18 protein-coding genes and 1 tRNA gene are annotated in these 25,177 nt (G+C 46.0%); 7 read left to right on the top strand and 12 right to left on the bottom strand.

Annotated elements, in window-relative coordinates; genetic code table 11:
* Window positions 1-146: 146 nt before the first annotated feature.
* The 7 genes from HQM11_11725 to HQM11_11695 form a co-directional block, all read right to left on the bottom strand.
* Complete coding sequence (locus tag HQM11_11725) at window positions 147-1,655, bottom strand: hypothetical protein (GenBank protein MBF0351694.1); 1,509 nt, start codon at window positions 1,653-1,655, stop codon at window positions 147-149.
* On the bottom strand, window positions 1,648-4,395 hold the full coding sequence (locus HQM11_11720; GenBank protein ID MBF0351693.1) for a hypothetical protein: 2,748 nt from the start codon (window positions 4,393-4,395) through the stop codon (window positions 1,648-1,650). The genes HQM11_11725 and HQM11_11720 overlap by 8 nt, the downstream gene beginning before the upstream one ends.
* Window positions 4,379-5,107, bottom strand: a complete 729-nt coding sequence (locus HQM11_11715) for a FecR domain-containing protein (GenBank protein ID MBF0351692.1) — start codon at window positions 5,105-5,107, stop codon at window positions 4,379-4,381. The genes HQM11_11720 and HQM11_11715 overlap by 17 nt, the downstream gene beginning before the upstream one ends.
* Before the next feature lie 22 nt (window positions 5,108-5,129).
* On the bottom strand, window positions 5,130-6,770 hold the full coding sequence (locus tag HQM11_11710) for a hypothetical protein (GenBank protein ID MBF0351691.1): 1,641 nt from the start codon (window positions 6,768-6,770) through the stop codon (window positions 5,130-5,132).
* A gap of 255 nt (window positions 6,771-7,025) precedes the next feature.
* Complete coding sequence (locus tag HQM11_11705; GenBank protein MBF0351690.1) at window positions 7,026-8,750, bottom strand: phospho-sugar mutase; 1,725 nt, start codon at window positions 8,748-8,750, stop codon at window positions 7,026-7,028.
* A 108-nt stretch (window positions 8,751-8,858) separates the two neighbouring features.
* Window positions 8,859-9,800: an RluA family pseudouridine synthase gene (locus HQM11_11700; GenBank protein MBF0351689.1), complete on the bottom strand. Its 942-nt coding sequence runs from the start codon at window positions 9,798-9,800 to the stop codon at window positions 8,859-8,861.
* A 4-nt stretch (window positions 9,801-9,804) separates the two neighbouring features.
* A complete protein-coding gene (locus HQM11_11695; protein ID MBF0351688.1) occupies window positions 9,805-10,854 on the bottom strand; it encodes a DUF4340 domain-containing protein in 1,050 nt (349 codons plus the stop codon).
* 169 nt (window positions 10,855-11,023) lie between these two features.
* Here HQM11_11695 and HQM11_11690 point away from each other — a divergent pair, with 169 nt between their 5' ends.
* Window positions 11,024-11,470, top strand: coding sequence for a DUF4262 domain-containing protein (locus HQM11_11690; GenBank protein ID MBF0351687.1), 447 nt, complete (start codon window positions 11,024-11,026; stop codon window positions 11,468-11,470).
* A gap of 14 nt (window positions 11,471-11,484) precedes the next feature.
* Here HQM11_11690 and HQM11_11685 read toward each other — a convergent pair whose 3' ends face one another.
* On the bottom strand, window positions 11,485-12,387 hold the full coding sequence (locus HQM11_11685; protein MBF0351686.1) for a UTP--glucose-1-phosphate uridylyltransferase: 903 nt from the start codon (window positions 12,385-12,387) through the stop codon (window positions 11,485-11,487).
* Window positions 12,388-12,442: 55 nt separating this feature from the next.
* Window positions 12,443-13,063, bottom strand: coding sequence for a protein-L-isoaspartate(D-aspartate) O-methyltransferase (locus tag HQM11_11680; protein ID MBF0351685.1), 621 nt, complete (start codon window positions 13,061-13,063; stop codon window positions 12,443-12,445).
* A 150-nt stretch (window positions 13,064-13,213) separates the two neighbouring features.
* Here HQM11_11680 and HQM11_11675 point away from each other — a divergent pair, with 150 nt between their 5' ends.
* Window positions 13,214-13,555 (top strand): DUF971 domain-containing protein, encoded by a 342-nt coding sequence (locus HQM11_11675; GenBank protein ID MBF0351684.1) that lies wholly within the window; start codon window positions 13,214-13,216, stop codon window positions 13,553-13,555.
* Window positions 13,556-13,567: 12 nt separating this feature from the next.
* Window positions 13,568-14,908, top strand: a complete 1,341-nt coding sequence (locus HQM11_11670) for an HD domain-containing protein (GenBank protein MBF0351683.1) — start codon at window positions 13,568-13,570, stop codon at window positions 14,906-14,908.
* On the opposite strand, the gene HQM11_11665 is transcribed toward HQM11_11670, so the two are convergent.
* Window positions 14,909-15,919, bottom strand: a complete 1,011-nt coding sequence (locus HQM11_11665) for a DUF4460 domain-containing protein (protein ID MBF0351682.1) — start codon at window positions 15,917-15,919, stop codon at window positions 14,909-14,911.
* A gap of 354 nt (window positions 15,920-16,273) precedes the next feature.
* On the opposite strand from HQM11_11665, the gene HQM11_11660 reads away from it, so the two are divergent.
* Entirely contained in the window at window positions 16,274-18,256 is a 1,983-nt protein-coding gene (locus tag HQM11_11660; protein ID MBF0351681.1) for a neutral/alkaline non-lysosomal ceramidase N-terminal domain-containing protein, read from the top strand.
* A 2-nt stretch (window positions 18,257-18,258) separates the two neighbouring features.
* On the opposite strand, the gene ppk1 is transcribed toward HQM11_11660, so the two are convergent.
* The gene (gene ppk1 / locus HQM11_11655) at window positions 18,259-20,358 is read right to left on the bottom strand and encodes a polyphosphate kinase 1 (protein ID MBF0351680.1); all 2,100 of its coding nucleotides are present in this window, start codon (window positions 20,356-20,358) and stop codon (window positions 18,259-18,261) included.
* Between the two features lie 254 nt (window positions 20,359-20,612).
* On the opposite strand from ppk1, the gene HQM11_11650 reads away from it, so the two are divergent.
* The 3 genes from HQM11_11650 to hisD are packed head-to-tail and all read left to right on the top strand — an operon-like array spanning window position 20,613 to window position 24,949.
* Entirely contained in the window at window positions 20,613-22,508 is a 1,896-nt protein-coding gene (locus HQM11_11650) for a response regulator (GenBank protein MBF0351679.1), read from the top strand.
* On the top strand, window positions 22,505-23,641 hold the full coding sequence (locus tag HQM11_11645) for a SpoIIE family protein phosphatase (GenBank protein MBF0351678.1): 1,137 nt from the start codon (window positions 22,505-22,507) through the stop codon (window positions 23,639-23,641). The genes HQM11_11650 and HQM11_11645 overlap by 4 nt, the downstream gene beginning before the upstream one ends.
* Window positions 23,642-23,656: 15 nt before the next feature.
* Window positions 23,657-24,949, top strand: a complete 1,293-nt coding sequence (gene hisD / locus HQM11_11640) for a histidinol dehydrogenase (GenBank protein ID MBF0351677.1) — start codon at window positions 23,657-23,659, stop codon at window positions 24,947-24,949.
* A gap of 35 nt (window positions 24,950-24,984) precedes the next feature.
* Here hisD and HQM11_11635 read toward each other — a convergent pair.
* Window positions 24,985-25,062 (bottom strand) — tRNA-Met (locus HQM11_11635).
* Window positions 25,063-25,177: the final 115 nt, after the last annotated feature.

Genomic DNA, 25,177 nt, shown 5'->3' with positions numbered 1-25,177 from the left:
TGAACAACGATGGCAGCGCCAATCATTCTGAGGACTACATTAACACCCAACATGCTTCAAATATGGATGTATAATAGCTTTGACATAAAGTTTTGATGAGACGCAAGAGGGGAAACGCAGAAACTTAATTTTTAATACCTTCTGTATCAGGATCGTGCTCGGGGGCGGTTGATGTATTCTGAGAGGGTGAACAGAGGAAATTGCCCAAGCGGAATCATTTGGGCAATATAAACATTTCTCTCATGGGGCTGTTGCAGGGCTTTTTCAATCAACGACACTCTTGCGGAAAAAATCCGGGCCATGACGCTATCCGCCGGTATTTTGCCGCTGGCGAGCAATTCTTTCATATGTTTGATGAGAAACTGACTCATGCTCAACAGATTATCCCATTCAATTTCGAAATTGATTTTCAGAAGATTCTTCAGTGCTTCTATCACACCATAAGGTTTTTTACCGGGAAATGCCTGATTTTTAGAGGCTGATTCCTGGTGCATCAAGTCAATCTTCATCACGGTTTCCCTGATACGTTTCACATAGCGGCCAGCATGGAGCAGTTCCTTATCACCGATCATTTTCTCCGCACATTGAAGAATCTGTTGATAGAACCGGGTGAGGCGTTCATTGGTTAGAAACTCACTGTGTGTTGCCGGTAAACTCATGAGATTGATATATTCCTGAACAGAAGCCATCAACATGTCGGTCAGTTCCGACAAGTGATATTCAACTTTCTGGAATCCTGAAAAATTGTGCTGTTCTGTCAATTCATACAGTCCCAGTTCCAGATAATGAAGGGCTCTTGCCGGCACCACAGCATCGCCAATTTCCATCAAAAATGAAAAAAAATCTTCCAGTTCATCGACATCATGAATCAGCGTCTTGAAATACCACTGAACCAGACCTTTGCTGAGAAAACCATCGCTGGCCCACTCTGCCAGTGTGTGTGAACGTTTGAGCAGAGGCACTCCGTAATTCAGGCCCATGTCGACAAACGGTTGAAGATCTTCGCTCAGGTAGTTGTCTTTCAACAAATTCTCAATTTCATAAAACAGGCGATATTTGGGAATGAGAATTTCATGCAGGACATGCTGGTTTTGAAGTTGGTTTCTCAATAGAAATTCCCGATCCTTGACACAAAGTTCCTGCTGATAAAGATCTTTGACCTCTGTTTCCATGGATTGCAGCAGGGTTTGCCTTTCCGCGTCTGACATCCGGGCACGGAGGGTATAAATCTCCTGCTCAAACAGCCCCGAACGCAGGTACTGCCTGAAGTTTTCCGGTGTGACATGCTGGTCTCGAGCCTGATTGACCAGCGAAATGAAGGCTTTATAGCGATGAGAAACCGTGATGAGCAAACCATGCAACCGGTCAAACAGTGCTTCATCCAGAAATCCCTGTTGCAGATAATTGACCAGTCTGACCAGGCGATTCAACGGAACCCTGACTTTTCCGACCGGCGCTTCCCGCAACCGTGTCAGCGATTTTTCCACGGAGGAAAGTTTTACGGATTCAAGGACAAACCGTGAAATTTCATATTTTGGCTGAATGTCCTGAATAAATGTCTCTCTGCGCGAAATTTCCAGCTTCATGAACAGTTCATGGTCATAATTGCTTAAAGGCAGTCCATATTTTTGGGAGAACAGATTCAGATCAGCCATAGAGATTTATTTTTGTTGAGGCATGCTGTTGGATAAAAGCCTCACGGAATGAACGAGAGATCAGTTTTTCACGTTTACGCATTTCAGAAAATTGCGGCTGATTGATGCTCATGGGATTGTACCAGAAATCAAGACGTAACCCCGGATCTCCGGGTTTGATCCGGTTTTGCTTTAAAAAAGCTTTTATGGTCGTATTCAGCTCGGGATGGTTCATTAATTTCGCGGGATTGTCATACAGTTCCCGGGCCGCAAGTTGCAACGACGGATGCGCATAATCCTCAATCCACCAGTTTCTCAGATTATCCCGGCACAGCACAGACAACGTTCCGAAATGAAACAGGTTCATGAAAAAAAACGCTTCGGTGATCTGACAAACACTCTGGATGCATTCGAGATAGGAATGTTTTTGATAGGGAAACAACGCGACAATCCGGTCTGCGATGATTGAGATCAACTCAGAATCCACCATGCTCCAATGGTCTTCAAGATGTCTGATATTCAGGGTGCTGACATCCAGTTCAAACCGGGTTTTTTTCGGTCCGTCCCTGCTTTCGGTCAACCCGTAGTACCCATTCAGAATACAGGACGCGATCCCTTTCAAAAAGGATGTTTCCACCAGCAGTTCCACGTCTGTTGCCGGTGACTCCGACTCGGGATTATGTTCATGAGCGCTCTGCAGAAAAATCCAGTGTCCACGAATTCTGCTGGTTTTGTACATGATCCGAATCAGTTCCCGTGGTGTTTTGAGATGGGTGAGAATATTGCGCCGGATCATTTTTGAATCAACAATGAAATGCTGTTGATAGTAATGGAACCAGATATCAAACTCCTGACGGTTACTGAGATCCGGCATGTTGTGCGCAACCAGACTGGCATGGATCCGGTCAAGGCAATTGGCAAACAAATCCCGCAAATCCGCCTCAAAATGATCCACAGAGCGCACTTCTCCACGAAACAGACTTTCCATATATTCACGGCCCCAACTTTTTTCAGGAAACACGAAAGTGAGAAATTCCTTAAGAAATTTTTCACGATAGCCATCCGTTTTAGGTTCGCCAAAGGCATCGGACAATTTGATATGCAACGCAAAGCAAAGATCAATGTTTCGTGAAATTTTTCGGCGCTCTGAGGGGTCGATCGACGTTACCGGATCTTGATAAAACACCTTGAGAATCTTGTATTTGAGCCACCAGGGGTCCATTTTCAGAACAGGAATACTCTGTTCCAGACGCACCAGTTCCCGGATCTGGAGCCCATCTCCTTTTTTGATACGCTGATTCACGGTGGGCTGTTCATGATTGAGGATGGCGTTGACTCGCTCGTTGATCAGTGAGGGATACTTGATCAGTTCAATAATGGTATAAAGGTATTCAGGGTGATACATGGTCTCAATCCGGAGCAGATTGAGCAGTGACTTGGGCAAATTGCCGGAGGTTGCTTTGAAAGCTTCCCAATAGGCCGCTCCCATGTGGGTCTGCATGTAGGACAGGCCGAGATGGCTCACCGGTCCCTGATCCATCAACAACGGAGAAATTTCTTCATACAGCGGCAGACAGTGGAAACGGATGTATTGCAGGACACGCTCATAATACCCACGGGAAACATTGAATTTCTGGGGAAGCAGGTAGTGCATCGGCACAACCGGTAAAAACTGGATACCCGGCATCAATACTTCATAATTTAGAATCAACTCATACGCGGAACCGGAAGCCTCCTTGGATTCCAGGGTAGTGCCATGCTGTCCCAGACGAAACGCCTCACAGGAACAAACAAATAAATGCAGTTCGACGGTCGGGAATTTGGCCTGAACATATTGCTCAATCGCCTGAATGCGTTGCTTGAGCAAAGATTCCGCTTTTCTGAAACTCGATTCGTGGGTGATCTGATAATTTTGCTGAATCAGGTTGCTGATCTCATGGATCAGGTTTTGACGCAGAACACCCTGTCCCGCAATTTCAGAAAGGGTTGTCCGGGTTTCATGCTCCCCCAGGAGAGGATACAGGTTGGGATAATGCCGGGCAACCTGTTCAGTCGCTTCACGACGCAGGGTTTCATACTGGAGCGGATAACGTTGCAGAAGCAATTCGGGAACAAGCTGTTGCTGGGCACAAAATCTGAGAAACCAGTAATGGCTTTCTGTCTGCATGGCCAGTTGCAGACGTTGATTGTTCCATTCATTCAGATCAAACCGGAAGGGCGTCAATTCATAAAGAATCTGAAGATCCAGATCAGAAGCATAAGGTTTGTGTCCAATGGTTCCAATAGACCCCAGTGAACTCACACTGACGATCGGTCCTTCATATTTGTCTTCAAAAGAGCTTTGACCAAATTCCTGCTGGATATAATCAAAAAAAGAATGTTCAAGGATTTTGGGCATGTGGGTAAAACCCTTGAGTCCGGATGGCGCATCAGGGAAATAGAGGCAGGCATGTCCCTGGTAGACGCTTTCGCGGACAATGCCACTGATATGCTGAATTTTAGTGCCACGGAAGGAGACATCCGTGAATTCAGGTTTGTTTTCATGCAGGAAATAAAGCACTTCATACAAGGCTTTTCGCATGTCATCGCTGAAGGATTCCAGGGCAATCTGAAGACGGGCACTGTTGACATTTTCATAAAAAGCCCATCCCTGTACCAGTCGTTGACGCAGAAGTTGCTCATTTTTCGCCGGGATGTCGATGCCGTTTTTAAATAATGAAATCAGATTGCCATTCAGCATGGAATCACTTGTCTCGTTCAAGATTCCATGAGACCCAGTCGGAACTGACCTGAGCCATACTGAACTTTTCAGGTTGAGGTTGTGCGGCGGTATGTCCTACCCGTACCCGGTAAAAAGCTCCGACAATGAGTTGCCATTCGGCCAGTGTCACTTCCTGAGGCGCCTCAATTTCCTGAGGTCCGGCAATTTCGCCATCTGCCAAGGGTGGTGGATTTGCCCGTTGGCTCTGATTACTGACCTTGACCTTGCCTGAAAATACCAGAACATCCGTGAAGGCGTCATTGGCCTGCGCTTCATAGGATGTTCCCTGAATATCGATTTTGGCCTGAGCGGTCCGGATGATCAAACGGGCTGAACGATATACATTTTTTCGAAGATGAGCCCACGCTTTTCCCAGATAAAGCTGAAAATCAAAGTTTTGATCTGTCATGCTGGTTTCAGGATTGAGTCGGAAATGTGAATTTTCGGCAATTCGAACTTCACTGCCATCGCCCAGCGTCACAACCAGTCTGGTTCCTTGCAGGGTCTGTACTTCATCGCCCGGATAAATGGGATCTCCCGGTTTGAGTGGCACCCATTCCGTACTGCCGACAGCCAGATAAAGCGCCTTATTTTCCAGAATACTCACATGGATCGAACCATCCACTTCGGCCCCCCGGGCAGTATGAGTAAACAGGACTCCCCAAAAAAGCAACGTGATCGCAATGAAACTGATGTTGGTGTTTGTGGGCATACACACTCCGTTAGATCTGCTTTTATTCAACCATGCGGATTTCCAGAAGGTATCGAAAAAACTGAAAACTTCCGATCAAACCATCAATGAATCCTTCTGCATCCGCGACTTTCAAATACACTCTGGACTGGTTTTCTCCCAAGGGAAACTCAATTTCATAGTGATCTTTTGCGGAAACCATGAATTTCTGGAGCAAAACCCGTTCTTCATCATAAAAAGAAATCGACGGACGCAGATTCGTTTTTCCCAGTCGGCGCCATAAGATTTTCAGACGGGTGCCTGCGGGTGCCTGAAGCAAAAACAGAGTGCTGTCTCCTTTACTTTTGATATGGTCATAGGTTTTTTGATTCAGGGGCAATTGGTAAATGGACTTTGCCGAAGCATTGGGCACCTGCAATGTGGGGCCAGCAAGATCCATGGCGTCTGAAGGTTCAGGCGGAACCAGGGGTTTAACAGGTGGCGTTTCAGGCGTTGTGATTTCGGGTGGCGCAGACTTCAACAGATTTTCCACCAGAGGATCCGGTGCATATGGAATCAGAATCCTGAGGGCTTCGATCCAATTGATATATAAATTCCAGTAGGGATCATCCCAGGAAACACGCTCCACACGAAAATTTTCTTTTTGGAGAGATTTGAAAAAACTTTCCAGATGTTCGGGTTTCCCACGGTAATACCCACGATAATCTGTATAGACGGATGACACGGTGTCCAGTTGCACCTGCTGCCAGTCTGGTTGGGCATAAAAAACCTGTCGAACAAAACTCACTTCTTCCTGTGGTCCGGGTAATCCGTAAAAACGCAACAACACCAGTTCGCCATTGTCCTGTTTCAGCTCCATAATCTGTCCAATCAAACTGGTCCAGTTCAAGGTGATCTGTTCCATCAGGGCCGACAGCACATCCTCTGGAGACTGCGTCCATTCCATGGTTTTGGCCGTTGAAATTTTACCCACATATTTGCCTTTGTCCGGAGTGAACACTTTGAGTGTGCCTTTGAACGATGTTGTTTTGTTGTTTTTGGGGAATTCCTCCGGTGACATGTCCCACATCACATAGCCGTCAATTGTTGTTGCCTCAGGACCATCCGTCAGTTTCAAGTCGCCTGACGGTGTGATATTTTCCGAAGTGATGGGGAGGGTCATGCTGACCAGAATTTTATATGTAGCAAATGCCCGCCGCAGGTTTTGAAGCAAGGTTGGCATGACCGCTTCCTGCCCCCAGTCCGTTTGTGGATTGTAGAGAAAAACCAGCCGTCTGGTAGTCACGGGATAATTTTTAATCGGCAAATACAGACTTTTGAGATTATTGATTATCTGCGTCCGGAAGATTCTGGCCTCAATCGTGATTGAAAATTCCTTTCCATCCGTAGAAATTTTTTCCTGAATGGTACGCATGGACTCAATATACGTATCCGGTTTTTTCAGCAGACTCTCCTGAATCAGAGCAGATGCCTGAGTCAGTGTGGATTCGTCAAGAAAATTGGAGAGAATTTGGAACACAGCGTTTTTTTTCACCTTGTACAACGCCTCTTCCCGGGCCTGGGACAACCGCTCGCGAAAGACTGGAACAGTGATTTGTCCCTGACTGACCAATATATTCTGGGCATTTGCGGATGACACCTCCAGCAGCACCCATACAATCGTCAACAAACAAGAATATTTCATTCAATCATCCAGAAAAATGGTAAGGAATGGCAAAAGAATAAATTGTAAAAGTTTGCTCGTACCCTACGTCCCGTGCACGTCTGTTAAGTTAAGCCCTGTGAAGTCACTGGCACCAATTCCCCCTTGGTTCAAGGGGGTTAGGGGGATGTAATTCCGAGCGTTAAATCCCCCATGCCCCCTTTGAAAAGGGGGACTTCCCGGCGACGAATTCCTTAAGTTGACGACATTGCGGGAGTGCCCCTCACAATGCAACAATTATATCATTGCGAATAATTCAGTCTTTATGGCCGTCAAATGTGTTTCCAGCGCCTGCCGATCAGTCCCTTTCAAATTAAAATAAAATTTGATTTTCGGCTCTGTGCCAGAAGGTCGCACAATCACCCTTGTCTGATCTTCCAGTTCAAAAACAAGTACATTTGATTTTGGCAGTCCGGGTCCGTTCTGAATTTGTGTTTCAGCCATCTTCCGGAAGGAATCATTCAACAAATCTGTCACTGCTATGACCTGTTTGCCGGCAATAGTCAAAGGGGGTTGTTCGCGGAATGTTCGCATCACATTCTGTATCCGTGCGGCGCCATCTTGTCCGGGAAGCGTTTGAGTTTCCAGAGCATCCAGATGGTATCCGTACTGCTGATACAATTGTTCGAGGGCATCCATCACGGTTTTTCCCTGTGCTTTGAGAGAGGCTGTCATCTCCGCAAAGGCCATTGCGGCCCAGACACCATCTTTGTCTCCGGTATAGGTTCCAGCCAGATAACCATGACTTTCCTCCATGCCAAATACCAAGGTTGCCTGTCCTGACTGCTTCAACCGATAAGCTTCGCCCCAGATCCACTTGAATCCTGTCAGTGTTTCCACAACTTTCAGACCATAATTCCTGGCAATACTGGATCCCAACGGAGATGTCACAAGGCTCACGATAAAACAGCCATCGTGCGGCATCCGGTTGAGTGCTTTCAGTGAGGAGAGCTGATAATCCAGCAACAGGGCTCCGATCTGGTTTCCATTCAACCGGAACCATTGCTGATTGTTGTCCCGGATCATCACGCCAAGACGATCGGCGTCAGGATCATTCGCCAGAATCAGTTCATCGTCAGGCTTTGAGAAGGCGATGGCGAGTTCCATTGCGCTTTCCTCCTCAGGATTCGGCGATGTGACAGTGGAAAAATTTCCATCAGGCACAGCCTGTTCCGGCACAATCCTGAGATGCTCGAATCCACGCCGTTTCAACAGTGGAACAACACCCCGGCCTCCAGTGCCATGGAGCGGGGTGTAAATCACATGTGTTTTTTGATTCAAGGCGGGGTTTCCGAGAGCAAGTTGCTGTACCTGTTCAAAATAGTATTCATCCGCATCCTGTTCCACCCATTGAATGAGGCCTTCGGAAATTCCTGTTTCAAAAGGTAGAATTTGAATTTTTTCCAGAGCTTCCACACTCCGGACTTCTTCAATGATTCGACTGTCATCCGGAGGAATGATCTGCCCCCCATTGTTCCAGTAAACCTTGTAACCATTATAGGCCGGAGGATTGTGACTGGCTGTGATGATGATGCCGGCCATTGCTTTTCTGTGGAGCAATTCACAGGAAACCATCGGCGTGGGAATGATGTCGGAAAAAATAAAGACAGGAATCTTGTGAAAGGCCAGCACTTCAGCCGCGTTTTTGGCAAACAACTGTGAATTGTGACGGGAGTCATAGCCCAGAACGACCCCCTGATACGGTGAAGGTCCCTGCTGTTTGATATAGCGGGCCAAACCTTCGGTGGCCTGACGAACTGTATAGGTGTTCATCCGGTTTGTGCCGGCGCCCATGAGCCCCCGGAGTCCGCCGGTACCAAATTCCAGAATTCCACGGAAACGATCTTCCAGTTCCTTGTCATTGTTTTGAGCAAATAATTTTTGAATTTCTTTACGGGTATGCTCATCAAAACCAGTGTTTTGACTCCAGAATTTTGCTGTTTCGTGCCAGTTGTTCGGCATGGTGTGTCCTGTCAAATGATGCGGAGATCTTGAAAAAAACGCCCGCTTGTTACTTTGGGAGGATCCCCCTGTTGCCTTCCTCGTTCTGAGCGTTGAACGTTGGAGTAATCAACCAAGATGCCTGGTCAATATGGCATCATCCGCTTTTATCAGCAGAGGTCGCCCGGTCACTGGGTGACAAAACCGCAACTCTGAGGCATGGAGCAATTGACGATGCGTTGGAAAATTTTGGGACACCAGAAATGATTCACCTTCATCTTTCCATTGCAGGAAACCATCATTTTTCAGAGCATACAATTTATCGCCAACGATAGGCGATCCCAGATATGCTGCATGAACCCTGATCTGGTGTGTGCGTCCCGTCAACGGGCGAACTTCAACACGTGTGTAGTTGCCGATTGATTCCTGAAAAATGAAACGGGTCTGGCTGGTTTTTCCCTCTGGAATAACCCACTGCTTGATTCGGACCGGACTGTCTATGGCAGGACCAATCGGAACAGATAAAAACACATCCGGAGCCGGTAATGGCCGCTCGAGTATCGCAATATATCGTTTTTCAATCTTCCGTTCCCGAAACATGGTCGCCATCATCTGGGCCACTTCCTGTCGTTTGGCAAAAACAATGACACCGCTGGTTTCACGATCCAGTCGATGAAGGGTGTATATTTTTTCCCAGCCCAGCTTTTCCTTGACTTGATGCACCAGGGTGTTTTTGTAGTATTTCCCGGAGGGCGAAGTCGGCAGGTCTCCTGATTTATTGACAGCGATCAGGTCCTCATCTTCGTAAATGATATCAAATTCCGCATCGACAGGTGGTTCCAGATGATCAGACCTGATATAAATGATTTTCTGATTGTTTTTTAGAATCTGAAAGGGATCACCCTCACGGTGATCCACCAGAAGATGTTGGGCCAGAATGGCTTCCATCCATTCCTGTTCATTGAGATAGCGGAATTTTCTCAGCAGAAACTCCAGCAGGGTTTCTTCCCTGCCGTTGATCCGCATATAATAAAAACTCATTTCGGTATGATCCGCTTCTGTTTTCAGCATGGAATCATTCACTCGCGCCGGATGTTTTTACCAGATCAGAACGGTGTTTCAGAAAAGCGATGCCCTTGTAGTTACTCAAGCCATAAAGCCAGTTCTGAGTTCTTGCATTGAAGGTGTCAACTTCCTGTTTCAAGGCGTCATCCGTCACGCCCTCTCTCAATTTCATCGACACATGCATGTAATGATAGTCTTCACTTGAAACTTTGTCTTCGCCCACAACCAGCAACAGAATACGGCCATCAAAATTTTCAAATTCAAGGGTGGTAACACGTTCCCGCCCTGTTTCTGTGGCAGGGGTGGACACAGGCATTAATTTCAGGAACTGCAAATCTTTCAACTGATCGAGCAAGGTGCCGATATCTTCCTGTTTGAGTGATTCCTGTCCGGTCAGGGTGGTCTGCCACTCTGCGTCTTCCTTGTCACGGATCAGCACGTAAGGATCGTTGTCAGAAGGGGTGACGCTGATGTTTTTTACCAGTTTTTTAGCATCCAGATCAATAATCAGTTTATCCAGCCATTCTTCTGAATCTGTAGGCACAATCAGGTTCTGAAGAATCAGAAAAACCGAATCGTCACCCGCATATCGGAAATATTGTCCACCGCCCTGAACACGGTCCTTGCCGAGAATCACCTCCAGCACAGGACTGCCATCCTGTTTCAACAGGCGTACCAAGGTTCCTGTTTTCTGAGCATCCCACTGGCCATTATTCTGATCGATATGAAGCACCCTGAATTTTTCATGGTGCTGTGGATTGTCCGTGACTTTATGTCCAATTTTGGTCTCCATGAATTTGACCAGTAATTTTTGCAACTCTTCAGAGGAAGCCAGATAGTGCTCACTCTTGACAAGCCATTGCTGGTTTTCATTTTTTTCCAGTTCCACCGGTGTGTTGTTCCCCTGGATAAGGATACGTGACAATTCATTGATATCCACAGTCTTCATGATCGACTGTCCCTCTCTGGGGTCAGTTTCATTTTTTTTCTGGGAAACCATGAGCGCGACTCCGCTTAGAATCACCAGAAGGAGGGTTACAAGAATCATTTTTTTCAGCATTGGTTCTCCTGCGCGTTAATTAGGTTCACATTAGTTCACTGGTCATCGTTGACCCTCATCGTACTTAAAATTCATTCGACTTTTACAAACATGATCTATATCAAACACCAGACAATTAATTTTTTTATTTATCCCGGACAGATCCTTGTCACTTCCGCATGGAGCAACCATGACCCCTCAAAACCCGAATGATCCTACCTCTGAAGAGGTGCATGAAAAAATCCGCCAGGATCTTGAGCGTTATGGTTGGACAATATTGTCTACCATTTACGATGAGATCCTCTGCAGCCAGACATTTGGACTTCAAAAAAATTTCAAGCATCCTGAAATTGAGGTGGTTGGACTGAACGATGAAATGTCCTGTCTGTTCCTGAATACTCTGGCACAACGGATCAAAATGGGGCAGCAATTCACGCATGGCTCATTGATTGATGAAATTATTGAAGGCTATGAACTGATGCTGGTGCATAATCCTCTGGATCCTCAAGGAATGCCTTTGCTGGAAGGACGCCTGCGTTTGATCTGGCCTGACAGTCAGCACCGCTATCCCTGGCATCAGGATTGTGATTCCGGATGTCAGGTGCAGGCACAGTTGTTTTCAGAGCAAATGAACTGACTGTATTCAACATTTCAGGATTTTCGCGTTTTTTTACCGTTGCCCTCATCTTTGAGCATTTGTTCCATGAATTCTTTCATCGGTTGCCGGAATTGTGGACGTTGCATAGCCATCTGCAGAATGGTCTGAACATATCCCAGTGGTTCACCCACATCATAGCGATTTCCGCTGATTTGTAATCCCACAACATTTCCTCTGGCCGCAAGCATGTTGATTGCTTCTGTTTGTGTGAATTCACCATAACCATCATGACTGTGGGCGCTGGCCTTCAAGGCCGGGAAAATATCAGGGGTGTAAAGATATCGACCATAAGAGACAAAACAGCTTGGTTCGGTGCCCCTGAACGGCTTCTCCACCATTTGCCGCATGTTGACTGTTCGGCCTGACTCAATCGGTTCGTCAGAATTTTCCGGCACAATCACACCATAGCGTGAAACATCCTGTCCTGGCAGTCCTTCCACGGCCAACACCGTTTTTCCAGTCGTTGCATGAGCATCCATCAACTGACGTGACAAGGGCGTTGGTCCAAAAAACAAATCGTCAGGATAAGCCACAATAAAGGGTTCATCCTGCACAAAGGGTTCAACAAGGAGCAACGCGTTTCCTGTTCCCATCATTTTTTGCTGGCGTAACATGAAAATATTGGCGTCAATCGGTCGAATCCGTTCCAGTTTTTCAATTTCGTTGGTTTGGGCAAACACGGTGGTCAGCTCAATTTCCCTATCAAAATAATCCTCCATGGCTTTTTTACGACGGGAAGATACCAGTAAAATGTCATGAATTCCTGACAAAACCATTTCCTGAACAATATAATCAATCACAGGACGATCAATCAGGGGAAACATTTCCTTGGGAATGGTTTTGGATGCGGGAAGAAAGCGTGTGGCATAACCTGCCGCAAGAATGATACCTTTCATGAATGTTCTCCTTCAAGGGAATTACTCATCTCAAAAATCAATCATTTATGAGACATTAAACCAGAGGTACAAATGAAAACAGACCATGACTGGAGCGGTCACTTTGTGTTTCACTGATTTTCCGGATTTTGACCATTTCACATTGAAATGCAGGCCCTGCAGGCCCCACCAACACGCCACCTGGCTTGAGCTGGGATAATAAATTTTCCGGAATCCGCGGTGCTACGGCCGTGAGGATAATCCGATCAAACGGAGATTCCATGGAACAACCGATTTTGCCATCGCCATATTCCACCCTGACATTGGATATACCTGACTTTTTCAGATTCTTCCGGGCCAGTTCGACCAACTCAGGAATGCGTTCAATTGTCACCACTTCTTTGACGATCCGCGAGATGATCGCAGCGTTGTAACCGCTTCCTGCGCCAATTTCAAGTACCTTTTGGCCAGACTCCAGTTCCAGCAAATCCAGCATAAGCATGACCGTTGTGGGTTGGGAAATAGTCTGCCCATGCCCAATCGGCAGCGGATGATCCGCATAGGCATCACGTACCTGATCGGAGGAAACAAAATTTTCTCTGCTAACTTCCATGAAGCCGTTCAGCACATTAGAAGATCGAATGATCCGTCGTTTCACCCAATAATCGTGTAACACCTGTTTGTCCGAAAATCCCATTTTTATGTACTTTCCAATTCGTGTGTTGAATTAACTCAAAAATTATTGTACTAAAGACTCATTCTTGTTTTCTAACGAACACTGACACTGTCGGCTAAAAACTTATAACTCTTGAGTTATTATACTGGACACTAAAAAATTATGACAGTAATGACATCCCTCAAACAAAAAAAGCCTGAAAAAATCCTGATTGCTGATGATTTGTATATCCTGTGGAAAGACGGCCACGAAAGCCGTTATATTTTTTTCCAATTACGGAATGATTGTCCCTGTGCGGTTTGTATTGATGAATTGACAGGTAAAAAAGTATTGAAACCGGAAACCATTCCTGTGGATATTCATATCCGACACAGTGAATATGTAGGAAATTACGCTTTCCGGATTCACTGGAGTGATGGTCACAATTCAGGATTGTACACCTTCAAATCCTTAAGAGACAAGTGCGCATGTTCCATATGCAAGGCTTCACCCTTATCCTCAACGCCAGTTTAGAAGGTATAACCCATGTCAGCATCAACTAAAATTGTTCCTATCAAACAACTGAAAGATAATATGAAAATCCTGGCCTTCACAGGATTTTCCACGCAATATCTACAGTTGGGAGAACATTCCTGTAAATTCATTCAGCTTAATTTTAAAGGTGCTACTTTTAAAATCGCGAGGAATGGAAAAAAGATGGATTGCAAGGAAAATGACCTGCAACCGAATGATCGCTTGCTTAAAATTACAGATTTCCCGGACACTCTCAGAAAATTCACCACGGTTACCCCGCGCTTGATTGAAGAGTTGCAAAAACGGGGTTTTCTGGAATTTGAAGTGATGGAACTTCCCAAACAGAAAACCCAACAGGAAAAACACAAGGAATCTGTCGAAGAAGCCAACGTATTTGTGCAACAGGTGAAAGAAAGCGTGGAAATGCGCGAACAAGCAACGGATGCGGTAAAAGACATGATGGATGGCGCAAGACTTGGTAAGATGAAAACCGAGGGGGTCAAGGTCTATATTGAAAATATGATGAAATCGTCAAGTGCGGAAGCCATGCAGACCCTTGCCAGCCTTAAACAAAGTGACCAGACCTATGCGCATTGCGTGGATGCTGCCGCCATTTTTCAGAATGCCTATTATGAAATGAAACGTCTCACAGGAGAAAAACCCGTGTTTGCGGATGTCCAAATGACCCTGTTTGCCGGTTTCATGCATGATTGCGGCAAATCAAAAGTTCCCAAGGATATTCTGGAAAGCACTGCCCGGTTTGAGCGGGAAAGCCGCGAAATGCATCTTTTGCAGTCACACACAGTGTTTGGCGCAAAGATTCTCGAAGAAATGGGGATGCCGTCCCAGATAGTCAATATCGCCCATTATCACCATGTGAAAATGGACACATCTCTCAATTCGAGTTATCCCCAGAATGTCAAGTATGATGATGTGCTGATGGAAACCCGGTTGGCCTCGATTGTGGATGTCTATCAGGCCTTGATTGGACGGCGAAGTTATAAAAAATCATGGCCACCTGCCGCCGCTATGCGTTATATTGACGCCTTGACCGGTGTGGAATTTGATCCCAACGTCTGGGACTTGTTCATGAAGGTTCTGGGGAAATATCCGAAAGGCTCACTGGTACAGTTGAATGATAATTCCATGGCCTTTGTGATCAGCGTTCCCACAATAGATCTGAATCGTCCCAAGGTCGTTGTGGTCAGGGACGCCCAGGGAAATGATGTATCAAAATACGCACTGATTGATCTGGAAGTGGAAAAAAATATGAATATTGTCAAGGATCTGGATCATTATGATATTTTTGGTGACCAGGCTCTGGACATTTTCCTTCAAATTCAGGCTATGTGATCAGGCCGCGAATTCAAAAGAAAGCTGAATGGGCATTTCATCAAAATTCTTTTTGCGACGTTGCTGATGTTCTGCCAGAAACTGGGACAAATGAGCCTGGAGGGATTCAATATCAAAGTTCCATGGTAGATAAAACATTTGTCCTGAATTGAAATAATCCACACTGATCATCAAAAAAGTTTCTTTCAAATCAAATACCTTGAGTTGTCTTGTATAAAGATTCAACCGCCCCATCCCAAGATAGAGCTGGGTGATGGAACAGATCTGCGTTCCATTCACGCCCAGACAGCCCAGCTTTTCCTTTAGAAATACTGTCAAATGTCGATTTCTTGACTGAATCTCCCGGATCGCCTCAGGAAAATTTTCTTCAATGTATCTCAGGCATTCGCCCAGTTCAAAATCATAAGGAATATTGCATACGTTGGAGGACAGCATGTGATAGGATTGAGCGATGATCAACTGGATATTTTCCAGATTCAGATGTTGCATGATATCAGCGGCATTCATCAGTTGCCCCAAGGCCTTTTCCTGTTGTTCTGTGGTCAGTTCATGATCAAACTGGATGCCCTTGCCCAGTTTTTGTCTCATCTGCTGTAACAGAATATCCACACCAAAGGATTCAGGGAATTCCTGACGGGGATGTTCGATGTCCAGAATTTCATATTCTTCGAGTCCTTCCGGCACAGAAGGCCCTGCGTCTCTGCCTCCGCAAAGAAATAACAGAAACTGGATGGCATAATCCACATACGCGGATCTTAGTTCTGAGTCTTGCAAAAGACGGTTTCGCAATTCAAGCGTCACTTCCACTTTTTCAAACAGATCATCCTGATTGTAATAATAAAACCGGATTGTCGCTAAAAAAGATTTGATAGCATGACTGGAATCCTTTCCGGTATTCCAGAAGGATAAAATCTGTTGCACCGCGGTTTCATTGATCTGCTGAATCGAGGGATAGCTGTGAAACCGGTCAGGATGGATACGGGTGATTATTTTTTTCAGTTGATTGTCCATAAAACACCCTCTTTCATTGAAAAAATATTTCTGACTGTCATCATTTTTTACGGCTTGCTGTAACAACTCCTGAAATTACAGGAATAATTGTTACAACCGCTTCAGATCGTATACAAACAGATTTGAAAGATGAACGCAAACAATTTTTCCACATTACATACGTCAATGCAATTTCGAGGATCTCTGAAGCGTCCATCCGTCAAAGACGACCTGTCACATTGAGAAAACGATACTGTCGAATTCAATCTTCCTGTTTTCCAAATAAAAATTTTCTGTTAAGAACAATGGTAGACAGCGTTGTTAGCGGTCCAATCCACCGATTTGTTGGCTGAACCCCGGCTTGACAGGAGACTTATGACATCTTCACAGACTCGCACCTCAGATTATGAAATAGGCGTTGGAAAACAGGATATCACCGGCAATGTTCTGGGTCTCGGGATGATGGGTTATGGCACACCTGAGCAGAAAACCTGGGGCATTCAACTGCGGTTATGGAGTCGGGCATTCATCATGCGCGATACGGACTCAGGAAAAAGAGTGGTATTTGTCTGTGCGGATTTATGTTTCATTTCCCAATCCATCAAGCTTGCTGTCATCAGAAAACTCCGACGCCGTTTCGAAGGCTTGTATGATCATGAAAATGTGATGATCACGGCAACGCATACGCATTCCGGCCCCGGTGGATACTCCCATTATCCGTTATACAACATCACCACCTGGGGTTTTTCCTCACAGAATTTCAGAAGAATCGTGAATGGTATTTTTCAATCTGTCATCACGGCACATCGTCAATTGAAACCGGGACTGTTTTTCATGAACAGGGGGGAGTTGACAGGAATCAGCGTCAATCGCTCTCCGGAAGCGTATCGGGCAAATCCTGACTCAATCGAATATCCGCATGATACCAACAAGGAAATGACTGTTTGTACATTCACAACACTGGATGCAAAACCTGTGGGGGTGATTAGTTGGTATGCGATTCATCCCACCTCCACCAGCAAAAACAACCGTTACATCAGCGGAGACAGCAAAGGTTATGCGGCCTGGCGTTTTGAGAAAGAAATGCGGGAGAAATATAAGGATAATTCATTTGTGGCGGCGTTTGCCAACAGTGAGCATGGTGATACATCACCCAACATTCGGGGAGATGGTATGGGCGAAGGGAAAGATGACCTGGAAAGTACAGAAATATGCGGTTTCAGACAATTTGAGAAGGCCTGGGAATTGTTTGAGGCAAAAGGCAAACCTGTGACAGGACCGTTAGATTTTAGGCACCGATGGGTAAAAATGCCCGGCTATGTGGTTGCTCCGGAATTTACGGGCACCACTGAAATTCGTTTGCCAACTTCGGCTTTGGGAGTTTCCTTTGCCGCGGGTGCCTCACAGGATGGCCCCAGCGATGTGCCGGGAATTCAGGAAGGACTCAACAAGGGCAAAACATGGACGCTTCCACATATCTGGAAACACAATAAAGGTCTTTCGGCTAAAGCCATTGGCACTGCGACCTGGATGTTGTCACGCCTCTGGGATGATCCGGAACATCAGCATAAACCTGTCATTTTACCCACAGGAATTTCGCAAAACGCACCATGGACGCCGCAAACTCTGCCATTTCAGATTTTTCAGATTGGCATGCTGGGCTTGATTTCAGTTCCGGGAGAAATGACCACGATGTGTGGCAGACGGTTGAAACATCAATTATCGAGCGTCCTGATCAACAAGGGGATCCAGCATCTTGTGATCGCTGGACTGGCCAATACCTACACCGGTTATATTGAAACGCGGGAAGCCTACGCACTTCAGCATTATGAAGGTGCCTCCGTTCATTTTGGCCCCTATACCTTCAATGCGTATCAGCAGATTTATTCCGAACTGTCTCACATGATGGCGTATGGCATTGCGGTCAAGGAATCCCGGGCACCGATTTTTCAGTTCCCCATGTTCCAGCGTGTGGAACTCCGGCAAAGAAGTCTGAAAGCAAGCCCCACGCAGGGGATGGTCCGCCAACAACCCCGTAGCGTATACCATCCCGGTGAGAAAGTTCTGTTTCAGCTCAATGCATCCAATCCGAATGATGACCTGGAGCAGACTCAAACCTATGTGCTCGTAGAACGACAGCATCAAGGCCGATGGGAATGCGTTGCTGTCGATTCAGATTGGGATACCCGGGTTCGATGGTTTCAGCAAAAAAAAGACCTCATCGCAGAAATCATCTGGAACATCCCGGACGAAACAATTCCGGGAATTTACAGGGTGGTGTATCAGGGGTCTCAGAGAACATTCCGTGATTTTGTGCCTTATCAGGGAGTAAGCCGCACATTCAGAGTCACTTCCTGATTCTACAAATTTCCACTTTTGGCATACCAATTGAGGAGATAATCCTGCGAATCAATTCCGTCTTTCTGAAGATTTTTCAGACGTTCATATTTGCCGTTGGACTGTAAAACAAAGGCTCTCACAGAATCATTGAGCACACTGCCCAGAACCATATTTTTGAGATGCTCCATGATTTTGGGGTCCAGTACAGGGCACAGGACTTCAACCCGTTTATCCAGATTCCTCTCCATCAGATCCGCGGAGCCGATATACATGTTTTCCTGTCCACCATTCAGAAAATAATAAATTCGGGAGTGTTCCAGAAACCGGCCCACCACTGAGATCACTCTGATGTTCTCACTGATGCCCTTGATTCCGGGGCGGAGACAGCAAATGCCCCGAACAATCAGGTCAATTTTGATACCGGCCTGTGAGGCCTGATACATGGCACGGATTATTTCAGGGTCTGTCAATCCGTTCGCCTTGATAATGATTCTCGTTTCCCGGCCTTCACGGGCATGCAGGATTTCCCGTTCAATCATTCTCATAATGCCGGGGCGCAGACCCGCTGGTGCTACCAGTAAATGTTTATAGTCCTTTTTATTGGAGTAACCCGTGATCACATTGAACACATCCGAAACATCACCACCGATTTCATCATTGGCGGTAAATAATCCGGTATCGGTGTAAATTTGCGCGGTTCCGCGATTATAGTTTCCTGAGCCAATATGCATGTAGCGCCGGATACCATCGGATTCTTTGCGAATGACCAGACACAACTTGCAGTGTGTTTTGAGCTTCATCACGCCATACACCACATGCACGCCCACTTCCTCAAGGCGTTTGGCCCAGATGATATTATTTTTTTCATCAAACCGGGCTTTGAGTTCAACCAGAACAGACACCTGTTTCCCGGCTTCAGCCGCCTGAATAAGCTGGTCCACAATCGGTGAGTTGGAACCAATGCGGTACAGCGTCATTTTAATCACAATCACATTGGGATCATTGACTGCCGCCGAAATAAAATTTTCGACAGAAACAAACGACTCAAACGGATGATGCACCAGCAAATCCTGAATCTTGATGCGTTCAAGCAGCGTATCCCGGTTGTGTTCACTGAACAGGACAGGTGGCGAAAACGGTGTGTCTTTCAATTGTGGCCGATGGAGTTGATAGAGTTGCATCAGACTGCCATAATTCATGCGACTGTCCGTCCGCGTGACCACACCTTCCATCGCCCGGGTGTTTTCAATCAGAATGTTCAGAATACGGTCGGGCATGTTCTGTTCTACCTGGAGCATTGAAACCTCGCCATATCTGACTCGTTTCAGGCTTTCATCCACTGTTTGCAGGAGATCATCCGCTTCATCTTCCTGTATGACCACATCCGTATCACGGATCATCCGGAACAAATAGATTTCTTCGATTTTGGTCCCTGGAAAAAGCTCTTGCATATGGTCTTTGAGCACATCTTCCACAAACACAAAGACATGCCCTGAAATACCGCAAACCTGCTCAGGAATACGTACAAACCTCGGCAATACGGCTGTAATTTTAACCCGGGCAAATCTGGTTTCTCCCTGATGCCGGATCACAACAGCCAGGCTGGTGCTGAGATTGGAAATATGTGGGAAGGGATGTCCGGGATCATAGGCCAGAGGAGTCAATACGGGATATATTTCCTTGAGAAAATACGAGCTTAGAAATTGTCGGATTTGGTCCGTATAATCGGCGGCATCCAGAAACACAATCGACTTTTCCCGAAGTTGAGGCTTCAAGGTTTTTTCCCAGCATTGAGTCATGTCATTGAGCATTTTTTCAGCACGTTCCCGAATCGCCCAGAACTGGCGGCGTGTTGTCAGGCCATCCTGTGAGAGATCATCAATATTGTTCACAATCTTTTTGATGATTGTTGCCAGACGAATCATAAAAAACTCATCCAGATTCGTGCCGACAATCGCCAGAAATTTCACTCTTTCCAGCAAAGGATGCATGTCATCATATGCCTGGTCCAGCACACGTTGATTGAATTCCAGCCAACTCAACTCACGGTTGATATACAGCAGAGGGTTTTTAAGATCGGCAGGATCAAGATTTTCCCAGTCCAGCGGGAGTTCCGGCATGGCTTTGCTTGGCCTTCCGTTGTTCAGAATTGTTCCGCTATTGGTGGTAGATACTCCTTTTTTCATGTTTTTTCTGACAGATGGCATTTTTCTCCTCTTCAATTTATGACATATTTGAGTGCTGAAACTTGTTTTCAGACTTGTAAGCGCTACTTCTTCTCAATACATATAGCCTATAAGTGTTTTATTTGTGTTAACGGGATTGATTGACAAACGCAATAGAGGAATAAAAATCATCTCTTTCTGGTTATCCTATGTTTAAAAATTGGCTGTGGTTTTCTTCTCAAAATCAGGAGGAATCTTCTTATCACCGATTATCAAAACTGCTGGCAACGCCAGGCACAGAGGACGGGTTCGGGCAGATCTGCCGACAGGTCGCGGCTGAATTAGGTGTTCCTTTTGTGCTGATCGGCGAGATTCAGCACAATTCTACAATCATGACCAAAGCGTTCTGGCACAGGGACCACCTTGAACCAAGCCGGAGCATCTCCGCAGCAGATCTCAAATGGGATTTCTGTAATGCGACCCAACGTTGTGAAATTCATGATCCCGAAGCCTTAAAAACGCCATTTTTCATGAATCGGAATATAAAAGGCTATTTTGCCTGCCCTCTCCAAAATCCCGAAGGCCTCTGGATCGGAATACTCGCGGTGTTTCATGACAAACCGCTGCACCTTGATGCCGCGCAAACCAGCCTTTTGACTCTTCTGGGAAACTATCTGACCCCCTGGATTGAACTGGCTCAGATCAAACGCCACTATGCCCGACAAAACCACAATTACTATGACAGCATGTCCCATGAGATCCGCTCACCTTTGAGTTCGGTCAAAGGTTTTGCGGAAGTTCTGCTGACGATGTTTAAAAAACAGGAGATGAAAGAGCAGTGCGAACACTATCTGCAGATCCTGCTCAGCAACATCAGTAATCTGGAAGAAGCCATTTACAATATTTCCGCGCTCGCCAAATTCAATCCAGACAGTACCGAGCCTAAATGGGAAAAATTCGATCTCAGAGTCATGGTGAAAGGCTTGATGACCTTGCTGAAAAAAACGGCTATGGAACAAAATATTGATTTCAGTTATGCCTTTCAGGGGCAAACCCCCGTCCACATCAGCAGTGACCGGGGACGCTTGAATCATCTGCTCAAAGGATTGCTTGAAATCTGTCTGGAGGGTCCCCCCTCTTTTTCTGTTGTACGTCTCGAAGTTGAGCCCCATCCAGATCAGATTTTATTTGCGCTGGTTTTATCCATCAATGAAGACGACATGCAACAACGCGAGCAACAATTTCAGATGTTAACGCAACCTCTTGACAAACAGGTACAGGGTGCTTTTCAGGATGCGAGACTCAAGCGGATTGCACAATGGGGATCTGAATTGCAGGGAAAATTCACTCTGGAACACACGGCAACTCATTTGACACTGAATTTCTGGTTGAACATCGATAAAATAGCCATCACACCAGAAAGGATCATAAAATCTGAAAAACAGGTTTATGCAGGAAAAACGGTATTGATTGCCGACGATAATGACACGCATCTGTTTCTCACTAAAATTATGCTCGGTGATCTGGGAGTGCAGGTAGAAACAGCGATCAATGGCAAGGAAGCCTTAAAAAAAGCAGAACAGTGTCATCCCTCACTCATTCTCATGGATCTTCAAATGCCTGAAATGGATGGAATTCAAACCACTGAACAGTTGAAACAACGACCAAACTGCGCCAATATTCCTGTGATTGGAATCTTGCCCTATGGCACCAGCGATACTGAAAAAAAATCAGGCTGTTTTGAGGACTGTCTTTCAAAACCATTACAAAAAGACTCGTTACTGGCCCTGTGTAAAAAGTATCTGGGAAGAGAAAATGATCCGGAATCACCTTCGGAACATACGACATCCGCCACCATGACGATGCAGGACATTCCAGACGCAATGCGTCAGACTTTTATTCAAGAAGCGGAAGAACTCGCAAACATCAGTTTCTGGCGCTATACCGTGCTGGAAAAACAATTGGAAACCATGAAACAACAACTGAATTCTGTTCCATATATCAATCAACAGATCACTTTGTTGCAGGAAGCTCTGGTCAATATGGATCAGGAGTCCTTCCAAACTATTCTTGATCAACTCCTGCAAACTTTGAGGTCCATGTGAATCAAGATACCAGACCCCTGATCCTTGTGGTGGATGATTCACCGGATGTGCTCAAGTTCATGGTATTGCTATTAAAAAACAGCGGCTTTGATATTTTGTCGTTGATGAACAGTCGAGAACTTGAAACGGTGCTGAACGAACAGAAACCTGATCTGATTCTGTTGGATTTATACATGCCTGAAATGGACGGAATTGCTGTCCTTAAATTTTTAAAAAAATCCCACTACAACATTCCTGTCATCATGCTGACCAGTGAGAATGAAAAAACGATGCTCGCATCCTGTCTGGATTTTGGTGCTGTGGACTATATCACCAAACCGGTTCATGAACTTGAGTTGAACGCACGCATTCATACCGCACTGCGGATGGATGCCCAATATCATGAAATTCTTGAATTAAAAAATCAGTTGGCCGAACAACTGGAGGAAGTCGGCGACATCCAGAAAAAACTGCTGGTCAGTCAGGTCCCCCAAACGCCTTTTTTTGACGTAGAAATTTTTTATGAACCGACTGAATACGCCAGTGGTGATTATTATGATACCTTTCCCATTGATGATGAGCATACAGCTTTTGTGATGGCGGATGTCAGCGGACATGGGGCTCCCGCCATGGTCACCATGACGCTGGTTCGGGGGTATCTGCGAATTTTGACCAGTAAGGATCTTTCACCCTCCGATGCGTTGGTCAAACTCAATCAGGCGTTATGGGATACGTTGCCCACCCAACAATATCTCACCATGTTTTATTCCATCTTTCATCATCCCTCAAGAACTCTGCGCTATGCTTGTGCCGGACACACTCCGCCTTTGATCTATCAAAACCAACAGCATCGGGTTTCTGTCCTGAAAACACATTCAGGATTGCCGCTCAAACTGCTGGAAGCCCAAAAACACTATGAGGAAGCTGAAATCAGGATTTCATCAGGCGATCAACTGCTACTCTATACGGATGGATATTCTGAATGTATGAACGAAAATAAATGTTTTCTCGGAATTCCGCAGATGAGTATTTACTTTGAGCGATCTATCCAATATCCTGCCGTTCTGAAAAACATGGTAAAATTACTCCATCAATACACTGGCAGTATGCATAAAACCGATGATATCGCTATGCTTCTGGTGAAATTCAAATAGATTGGAAACGGCGTTATGAAAGTACGTATTTTTGAAGGAATGTCTCAATATCTGCAAAATCTGGCAGACGTGCCCACCCGTGATATTTCGGCCTCTGTGCGCCAGATTCTGGAAACTGTCAAACAAACAGGGGATGCGGCTTTGGCTGGATACACCCGGCAATTTGACAAAATCGCGTTGACGCAATTCAAGGTTCCTCCAGACGCGTTAAAACAGGCTTTGTCAGCACTGCCCCCCTCCCTGAAAGAAACCATTTGTCGAGCCGCCACCAATATCAAGGAATTCCATCAACGGCAAAAAACAGAAACGCAACTCCGTTTTGAGAAAGATGGCGCCATTTTGGGATGGAAAGTATCCCCCATTGATTGCGTTGGCATCTATGTTCCGGGGGGACGCGCGGTCTATCCATCGACAGTGTTGATGAATGTGATTCCGGCACAGGTGGCTGGAGTGCCCAGAATTGTGGTTGTGTCGCCGCCGACAGAAAGCGGATTGCCCCACACGCTGATTCTGGCAACACTGGAATTATTGGGAATTACTGAAATCTATGCGGTTGGAGGTGCCCAGGCGATCGGCGCATTGGCCTATGGCACAGAAACGATTGAACCTGTATATAAAATAACCGGCCCAGGAAACGCCTGGGTTGCGGAAGCCAAACGGCAGGTCTACGGAATTGTCGGAATTGATTCATTTGCGGGTCCCAGTGAAATCATGATTGCCTGCACACAACCCGAGATTCCTGTGGAATATCTTGGCCGCGATATGTTGTCACAAGCTGAGCACGATCCTGACGCCCGGGCTGTCCTTGTGACAAACTCTTCGCAACAGGCTCTGAGTGTCGCCGCATGGCTGGAAGAAATCATTCCCACCCTTCCCCGTCGGGAAATCATCGAAGCCTCTTTCCTCAATAACTCAGCGATTGTGGTGGAAGAACATGTTGATGACATTTTTGACGCCATTAATGTGTTTGCCCCGGAACATCTGGAACTCCTGATCCCTGATCCCTTCGAAAAGCTACACAAAATCCGGAATGCGGGTGCGGTGTTCATGGGACCTTATAGCCCTGAGCCTGTGGGCGATTATTTTGCAGGCCCCAACCACACTCTGCCCACTTCAGGTTGTGCGAAATTCTCTTCTCCGCTGGGAGTTCAGGATTTCATTAAAACAACCTCGGTGATTGGCTATTCTGCTCAACGCCTGCGTCAGGACAGCACGGCCATTATGGAATTCGCTGAAAGTGAAGGCTTGTATGCTCACGCATCGGCTGTTCGCGCACGTCTGGAGATTCCACTGAAAGATAGGGAATGATTTGCTGAACTGAGGGGCTGTCGCAATGAGGAAAATGGTAGCAAGGGGGGGAATTGAACCCCCAACCTCAGGGTTATGAATCCTGCGCTCTCAACCAATTGAGCTACCTTGCCAAAAGGAAAGCGCCGGTAATACATGAGTTATCTTGACAAAACAAGGCTTTTTTAGAACCATGACGCGGTTGTTTGAAATTTTTTAAACATGAAAATGACCGACTGTTAACGGAGT

This window comes from SAR324 cluster bacterium (assembly GCA_015232315.1).
Taxonomy (GTDB): domain Bacteria; phylum SAR324; class SAR324; order SAR324; family NAC60-12; genus JADFZZ01.
The sequence above is the reverse complement of the archived record's forward strand: the minus strand, read 5'-3'. Positions and strand labels throughout refer to the sequence as shown.